General features: G+C 71.2%; 2 protein-coding genes. Both read right to left on the reverse strand.

The genetic code is table 11. The features are described 5' to 3' along the window. Positions 1 to 91 precede the first annotated feature (91 nt). Complete coding sequence (locus GA0115240_RS32660; RefSeq protein ID WP_370673398.1) at positions 92 to 1,987, reverse strand: transketolase; 1,896 nt, start codon at positions 1,985 to 1,987, stop codon at positions 92 to 94. Between the two features lie 210 nt (positions 1,988 to 2,197). Then, the coding region (locus GA0115240_RS32665) for a glycoside hydrolase family 3 C-terminal domain-containing protein (RefSeq protein ID WP_107407252.1) at positions 2,198 to 4,976 on the reverse strand (2,779 nt) is incomplete at its 5' end.

Here is a 4,976-nt window from a genome sequence, read left to right on the forward strand (position 1 = left end):
GATCATCATCCTGCCGGGAGGGGGCAGGACAGCTCCGGCGGACGTACCGGGCGGGGCGGGCCACCGGCCGCACCCGGCGCACCCCGGGGACTCAGTCCCGCGCGACCAGCGAGCGGGCCGCCGCCTCGATGTGCTCGGCGTCGATGCCGGCCGCGGCCATCAGTTCGTCCGGGGTGCCCGAGGTGGGCAGGTCCCGCACGGACAGGTGCGCCAGCCGCAGCACCGGGCTGTCACGGAGGCCCAGCAGGGCGTCCGAGACGGCGGACCCGATACCGCCCTCCGGGTGGTGGTCCTCGGCGATGACCACCCGGCCGCCGGTGGCCGCCACCGCTGCGGTGAGCACATCGGTGTCGACCGGCTTGACCGAGTACAGGTCGATCACCCGGGCCGCGATCCCGGTCGCGGCCAGTTCGTCGGCGGCCGTGAGGCAGTGATGCAGCGTCACTCCGGCGCCGATGAGCGTCACGGCGTCGTCCTCGCTGGACCGCAGCACCTTGGCCCCGCCGACCGGGAACGTCTCGTCACTGCCGTAGAGCACCGGGTAGGCGCCGCGGGTGGTCCGCATGTAGCTGACGCCGGGAGTCTGCGCCATGGCGTGGACCAGTGCGGCGGCGCTGACACCGTCCGCCGGGTACAGCACCGTCGACCCCTGGACGGCGCGCATCATCGCCAGATCCTCGAGCGCCATCTGGGAGGGCCCGTCGGCGCCGATCTCGACGCCGGCGTGCGAGCCGACCAGCCGCACGTCGGCCTGTGAGATGGCCGCCATCCGGATGAAGTCGTGGGCGCGGGTGAGGAAGGCGGCGAAGGTGGACGCGAAGGGGATGTACTGCCGCACGCTGAGCCCGACGGCCGCGGCCACCATCTGCTGTTCGGCGATGAACATCTCGAAGTACCGGTCCGGGTGGGCCTTGGCGAACTCGTCGGCGTGGGTGGAGTTGCTGACCTCGCCGTCGAGGGCGACCACCTGCGGGATGCCGGAGCCGACCGCCACCAGCGCGTCGCCGTAGGCCTTGCGGGTGGCCACCGCCTCGCCCATCGCGTACTGCGGCAAGGTCACCGGCGAGGCGGGCGGGGTGGCCTTGGGCGCGACGGTGGCGGCCAGCGGGCCGCGGACCGTCAGATCGGTGCCGCCGCCGAGTTCGACGATGGCCCGCTCGGCCATGTCCGGGGGCAGCGGCTTGCCGTGCCAGCCCTCGCGGTCCTCGACCTCGGAGAAGCCGCGGCCCTTGATGGTGCGGGCGAGGATCACGGTGGGCCGGTCACCGCCGCCCACAGCCGCGGTGGTCAGCGCCTCGTCGATCTCCTTGACGTTGTGCCCGTCGATCGTCAGGACCCGGGCGCCGAAGGCCGCCGCGCGGGCGGCGTACGCCTCCAGGTCCCAGCCGTGCTCGGTGGGTCCGCGCTGGCCCAGGCGGTTGACGTCCACGATGGCGACTAGGTTGGACAGCTTGTAGTACGACGCCTTGTCCAGTGCCTCCCAGATGGAGCCCTCGGCCATCTCGCTGTCGCCGCACAGCACCCACACCGTGTACGGCAGCTCGTCGAGGTACTTCCCGGACAGCGCCACGCCGACCCCGTCCGGCAGGCCCTGCCCCAGCGACCCGGTCGCCACGTCGACCCACGGCAGTACGGGCGTGGGGTGCCCCTGCAGGCGGGAGCCGAACCGCCGGTAGCCGGTCATCAGCTCCTTGTCCGTGATGACGCCGACCGCCTTGTACACGGCGTACAGCAGGGGCGAGGCGTGTCCCTTGGAGAAGATCAGATGGTCGTTGCCCGGGAGCGCCGGCTGGTCCCAGTCGTACTTCAGGTGCCGGGAGACCAGGACGGCGAGCACGTCCGCGGCGGACATGCTCGACGTGGGGTGACCGGAGCCCGCGCTGGTGCTGGACCGGATGGCGTCGACCCGGAGCTGGTCGCCCAGCTGGGCGGCGGTGGCGAGATCGATCGTGGAATGCGGCTGGCGGTTGCTGTCCGGGCTGCCCACGGCGGACACCTTCCTGTGCGGGGGGATGCTCTCGCCGTCGATCTTCGCTCGCCGCCCCCGGATCGCACGCGACCATCGCGGGCGGTGTCGGACCTTTCGTCCGTTCGCGCGCGATATGGCCGCCGGACCCGCGGCGGGCCGCACGGTGCGGCCCGCCGGGGTGCCCCGTGCCCCGCCGGCCGTGGCCCGGCGGAGCGTGAGGCCGGTACGTTACTTCCGCGCGTTGGCGGTGACGGTGGTGCTCAGGTTCAGGCTGCCGCTCAACGGCAGGCTGCGGGACGAGTCGCCGACCAGGATCTGGTAGGTGCCCGCCGAGGCCACCCAGTTGTTGGCGCTGGTGCTCCACGAGGCCAGGTCGTGATTGCTGACGGTGAAGGTGACCGTCCCGGAGGCGCCCGGGTTCAGCGAGATGCGCTGGAATCCCTTCAGTTGGTGCGGCGGCTCCCCCGCCGCTCCCGGATCGCCGATGTAGAGCTGGGCCACGTCCGCCCCGGCTCGGCTGCCGGTGTTGGTGACCGTGGCCGTGACGGTGGCCTGGCCGTTGACCAGCGCTCCGACCTGCAGATTGCTGTAGGAGAAGGTGGTGTAGGACAGGCCGAAGCCGAACGGGAAGAGCGGGGTGACGTTCTTGGCGTCGTACCAGCGGTAGCCGACGTCGAGGCCCTCGGAGTAGTTCACCACCCCGTTGGCCCCGGGCCACTGGGCCGTGGTGCTGGCCGGGACCTGGGACAGCGAGGTCGGGAAGGTGACCGGCAGGTGCCCGGACGGGTTGACGTCGCCGAACAGCAGCGCGGCGATGGCCTGGCCCCACTCCTGGCCGTCGTAGAAGCCCTCGAAGACGCCCGCGACCTGGTTCAGCCAGGGCATCATGACCGCGGAGTTGTCATTGAGCACCACGATGGTGTGCGGGTTGGCCGCCGCCACCGCCGCGATGAGCGCGTCCTGATTGCCCGGCAGGTTGAGCGAGGTGTTGTCGGCCTCCTCGTGCCCGTAGTTGTCGCTGGCGAAGACGACGGCGACGCTGGAGGACTTGGCCAGGGCCGCGGCCGACGCCTGGTCGGAGCCGTCGTTGTAGGTGACCGAGGTGCTGGTGCCGGCCAGCCGGTCCTGGATTCCGATGATGGGTGTGTACGTACCGGTGCTGGTGACGGTCCCGCTGCCGCCGCCGATGGTCTGGGCGCCCGGGCCGGCGTCGACCCCGATGACCGCGACCGAGGAGAGGCCGGCGGTGTTCAGCGGCAGCACACCGTTGTTCTTCAGCAGTACGGTGCCCTCCTCGTCGCCCTGCAGGCCGACCTTGGCGTGATCGGGCGAGGCGACGATGGCGGTGTTGGAGCCGGACGGCGCCTTGTCGAACATGCCGAACCGGAACATCTGGGTGAGCACCCGCGAGACCATCGTGTCCAGGGTGGCCTGGCTGACCTGGCCGGCCTGGACCGCCTGGATCAGGTAGTCCGCGTAGTAGTAGCCGCCGGGCATCTCCACGGTCAGGCCGGCGTTGGCCGAGTCGACGGTGGAGTGGATGGCGCCCCAGTCCGAGGTGACGAAGCCGGTGAAGCCGGCCTGCTGGTACAGGCCCTGGTTGAGGATCTCCGGGTTCTGGCAGGACGGGATGTTGTTGACGTTGCTGTAGGCGCACATCACCGCTGCCGCGCCGCCCTGCTTGATCGCGGTCTGGAAGGCGGGCAGGTAGATCTCCTGCAAGGTGCGCGGATCGACGGCCACGGTGCCGGCCGGCTGCTCGATGTTGTACGCGGCGGCGTGCTTGACCTCGGCCATCACGCCCTGGTTCTGGATGCCTTGGACGTCGGCGGCGCCCATCTGGCCGGACAGGTAGGGGTCTTCACCGAACGTCTCGTAGGCACGGCCCCAGCGCGGGTCGCGCACGATGTTCACCGTCGGGCCGAGGGCCACGTTCACGCCCTTGCCGGCGAACTCCTGGCCGACTGAAGAGCCGTAGTCCTGCTCGTACTTGGTGTCGAAGGTCGCCGCCGAGACCAGGCCGGAGGGCATCTGCGTCACCCCGCCGAGGCCGTCGCCGACGCCGGCCGGCCCGTCCTCGAAGTTCACGTCCGGGATGCACAGGGCCGGGATTCCGATGATCTTGCCGATGTAGTCGGGCGCGTCGGTGCCGTGCAGCATGGACACCTTCTGGGCCAGGGTCATCTGCCCCATGAGCTGGGCCACCCGGGTGGCGGTCGCCGTGGTGGAGTTGATCCACGGGCAGTTGCCCGGTGCGGGCTTCGAGGGCGGCGGCGGGATCGTCGCGGTGACGCCGCCGACGGTGTAGACCTGGAACTCCCACAGCGCGTAGCCGTAGCCGGTGGCCCGCGTGGTGCCGTACATCCGGATGTAGCGGCCGGTGCCGCTGACGTTCAGCGTCTGCTTGCCGCCGGTGCCGGTGGTGGTCGAGTAGATCGGGCTCCAGGTGCTGCCGTTGTCGGAGACCTGGATCTGGAAGCCGGTCGCGTAGGCGTTCTCCCACTGGAGCACCACCTGGCAGATCGGCAGGCTGGCGCCGAGGTCGACCTGGAACCACTGCGGGTCGGCGTAGGCGCTCGCCCAGCGGGTCACCGTGCTGCCGTCCACGCCGAACGGAGCGGCGTATCCCTGGTTGTTGTCCTGGACCGAGGAGGCGGTGGCCGGGTGGCCGAGCGCTGCGTTGGCCGTCCCGCACGTCCCTCCGGTGCCGCCGCCCCCGCCGGTGGTGCCGCCGCCTCCGCCGGTGGTGCCGCCGCCGGTCGTGGTGCCGCTGCCGCCGGTGTGGACCTGGAACTCCCACAGCGAGTAGCCGTAGCCGGTGGCACGCGCGGTGCCGTAGACACGGACGTACCGGCCGGTGCCGCTGACGTTCAGCGTCTGGGTCCCGCCGGTGCCGGTGGTGGTCGAGTAGACGGGGCTCCAGGTGGTGCCGTTGTCCGAGACCTGGATCTGGAACGCCGTCGCGTAGGCGGCCTCCCACTGGAGTCCGACCTGGCAGACGGGCACG

The organism is Streptomyces sp. DvalAA-14 (assembly GCF_900091855.1).
Taxonomy (GTDB): domain Bacteria; phylum Actinomycetota; class Actinomycetes; order Streptomycetales; family Streptomycetaceae; genus Actinacidiphila.